Origin of the sequence: Vibrio sp. 1F169 (assembly GCF_041439605.1) — a bacterium.
Lineage (GTDB): Bacteria > Pseudomonadota > Gammaproteobacteria > Enterobacterales > Vibrionaceae > Vibrio > Vibrio tasmaniensis_A.
This window is the reverse complement of sequence record NZ_JBGOOI010000141.1, coordinates 1-3,318: the sequence shown is the minus strand read 5'-3', so window position 1 is coordinate 3,318 and position 3,318 is coordinate 1. Positions and strand designations below refer to the sequence as shown.

At 38.7% G+C, this 3,318-nt stretch carries 4 protein-coding genes; all 4 read right to left on the bottom strand.

Features of this window, described 5'->3' with window-relative positions; all coding sequences use genetic code 11:
• Window positions 1-74 precede the first annotated feature (74 nt).
• A complete protein-coding gene (locus ACED53_RS23085; RefSeq protein ID WP_017098405.1) occupies window positions 75-491 on the bottom strand; it encodes a hypothetical protein in 417 nt (138 codons plus the stop codon).
• Window positions 488-1,660, bottom strand: coding sequence for an S-type pyocin domain-containing protein (locus ACED53_RS23080; RefSeq protein ID WP_017099825.1), 1,173 nt, complete (start codon window positions 1,658-1,660; stop codon window positions 488-490). The genes ACED53_RS23085 and ACED53_RS23080 overlap by 4 nt, the downstream gene beginning before the upstream one ends.
• A 46-nt stretch (window positions 1,661-1,706) precedes the next feature.
• Window positions 1,707-2,261 carry a hypothetical protein gene (locus tag ACED53_RS23075; RefSeq protein ID WP_017099826.1) on the bottom strand — a complete coding sequence of 185 codons (555 nt, stop codon included), beginning with the start codon at window positions 2,259-2,261 and terminating at the stop codon, window positions 1,707-1,709.
• A 382-nt stretch (window positions 2,262-2,643) separates the two neighbouring features.
• Window positions 2,644-3,213, bottom strand: coding sequence for a hypothetical protein (locus ACED53_RS23070; protein ID WP_133153737.1), 570 nt, complete (start codon window positions 3,211-3,213; stop codon window positions 2,644-2,646).
• Window positions 3,214-3,318: the final 105 nt, after the last annotated feature.

Here is a 3,318-nt window from a genome sequence, read left to right as displayed (position 1 = left end):
GGCTTGTTCAACACTCGGGATTTAGTGTTGGCTACGCAACACCTTAATCCTTATTCGTTATATGCGCCTAAAATTTATTGTTTTTCATCAACAACCACTGTCAAACATACTTCATCAGATACTGCATATGTTCGACTAGAGTAACGACTTGATAATTCTCGTAAACCATCACATTCTACATAACTAGAAACATTAGATAAACTTTTTGAATACACACCAAGGGTTAATAATGGAGCAATGACTATAGCTAAACTCACGCCTATTATATTAAACCGTTTATGTGACACCGGGGATTTTAGCCGCTCCATTATAAAATAATATGCAACATAAACGCCTAAAAAGGTACAAGTAACACTTCCCCACAAATTCAAAATACCTACAATTGTAACCACTTTTTCTGGCTCACCAAAAGCAACAAAAAAAGCATCTGATGAAAACCACGCGCCTACAACTGAGAACGATAACCAAAATATAATTTTAAATATAATCATTTCATTAACCTATCAACAGCTTTACTTATATCTTTTGAATAACCATTATTTTCATCAAAAACATTAAGCCCTTGACCAACTAAGAATGATACTGCCGCAAATATTGTTCCCGATAATAAAACAGTCGCTGTTGCTGGTAACATAGTAACAGCTATTGCTCCCACCCCCATAGATACCAGTCCTTTAACTATATCTCCTGATGAGTTACCAACGAACTCAGCTAATGTAGCCTCGTCATTCAATATATAATCCGCGGCATTTATTCCTACAGAAACAATAATTTCAACTCCAATATTAAATCTAATATACCTAACAGCACCTTTCAAATCATTTAAACCTAATCCAGCCTGAATAACCCTTGGGTTATTCGCTCCCCATTTATTACCTTTCATTAAGGTTTGTTCGTAACGGCGGAAATTTTTAATGATGACCCAATCTTTACCGTTAATATTTTTTGTATACGCTACAACACCTAAACCACCAAGCCCTGATGCAACCTTATGCGAATCATAAACACCATTACCTAAACCATAATAATCCTTAAAATCACCAACGGTATCTTTACCGCCCATATCATCATACAAATTTTGTAGGAATTCATGCCCTTCCTCTGGTGACATTAACCCAAAACTATTAATTGGTTCAACATACTCAACATTCAGCTCTTTCTCCCCTTCTTTTGCTAACGGGTTATACGGAGGCCAGTACATATTTTTAGGGTTGATTGCGATTTTTGACTCTTCTTTAAATTTCGGTAGCGTCAAATACAATGGCTCTATGAACTTTTGCTTTGGAAAAGCAATAATGACTTCTTCAACTGCGTCATCAGGAACACCCTCAATATCTTGAGTCTTACCGTCATTTGGAAGTACTTTTTCTTGTCGAAGACTTCCAAATCTACGCTCAGTGCCATTATGGAATAATGGGCCTTGTTTACTTACACCATTCCACTCAATAACAACGCCACTTGGAAGCGTTGCTTTAAAAGCCTTACTTCCACTCTCTGGATTTGGCTCAGCTTGAATAACAGGAAGCTTTTCACCGTCACGGTGAAAAGCGATTAAATCTTCTTTACCACTTTCATCATTTTGAAGTCGTAATTTAAGCTCTGTATTTACATCCGATAATTGATTAAATTCTTCACGATTAATCAAATGCTCGGCTTTCATGCCTGATGAACAAAATAATAAACACCACGCAGGAAGAATCTCTTCATTATTGTGAGTTATGCGCCAAGCACCTAAATCCGCTTAATGTCATATCCACTAAGCTAGTACCAGACAAAATTTTCAACTCTTGCTCTGGTGTCATTTTAGAAAAGCGCTTCTTAAAGTCCGTGCTTTTCCCTGATGTTAACACCGCAACTTCACCGTATTCTCTTAATGGGATGGATTGAGTTTTATCAACATCAGGAATAATACTTGAGGCGAAGCATTTTTTAGAGCTTGAGCTAAACAACTCAGATACTGTTTTCATTATATTAGAAGTGGCATCGCTAGATGCTAATGAATTAGTATTCGCAGTTTGAGGGTTAGCCGCTTCAGTTTCCGCTGCTATCGCATTTTGACGAGTCACTGCCGCATCAGTAATTGCAGGCGTAACGCCTTTACCACTTCTTGCTTCTGCATCATAGGCTATCGACCACTTAGGAAAGAAACTGTCTTTGGTAGCCTCTTGATAACGAGCATCTTCTATACCTAACGGTTGCGTTCTATTTGGGGAGTCATGCGCCATAGAGTTAGGTGGAAATATACTATTTTTCGTTGTCATCGCAGTGCTTACCTATAATAAAAGACTGACGCTAATTCTATCATTGGAACAAGGCGACTAACTCACTGAACTTGTAGTAAAACCACCTAAATGAGATGGCGTGTGTTGGAGTAAGCCGACCCACCTAGCCGAAAGGCATTGATAATAAAGAGAATGGCATTAGCGAAATCAGAGGAGATATGACGACGAAAGAAACCAAGAACAGTTAACTGGTTGATAAGATTGCTATCGCAACCTTATCTTGACCTCGCTCGCCTTGAGAAAAGCCTCAAAGCGGTGTGCCCTTCAAGTTCAATCGTACAATTTACTTAATAAAGTGGCTTCGGGCTTGTTCAACACTCGGGATTTAGTGTTGGCTACGCAACACCTTAATCCTTATTCGTTATACCTGTTCTATCAGTTTTACCGTACCCTGCCCATCAATAACTACTCGCCACTGCTTGTTCTGGCAATCAAAGTAGAAACCCTTTAAACCAGCAAACTTCTCAAAGCTACCAACACTATGAATTGATTCATACCTAACGAATACAGCGTCGCTTGCTTTGGTTTCAGTAAGTAGCGCTTCAGCAGACTTTGCAAACAAGACTTCATCAGGAAGCGCAATAATACTATTATTTTGCGATAACAAAGCTGACAGCTTTGAAAAATAGTCCCTTATACGTGACCATTCTTCTAAAGATTCCCTGACCCGTTTATGTGTTTCCGGAATAACAAAACCAACGAAGCCAAGAACAGAGATAACTTGTATAACTGTTACTGGATAATCAGCACCACGACCAATATTGCTTTCTCTAATTAAAAACTCAATCGGAAATTTTGACTCGATCAGTGAATGTCTAATCGTACTTTCGATTTCACCTGTTTGTTCGTGCCAATCAAGCCCATAAGCTGGATCTTTGTAAGTGCTTAATACAATGTCCATTTTTCCCTCAAAAGGTATAACGAATGACATGGACTCCCCCTACCGAGGATTTGCCACACTTATGTGGTACTTAAACGCATCGGAGGCACCATGTCTGATTATTCTTATTTCTGCGGTATCGACCTAGCTAAAAAC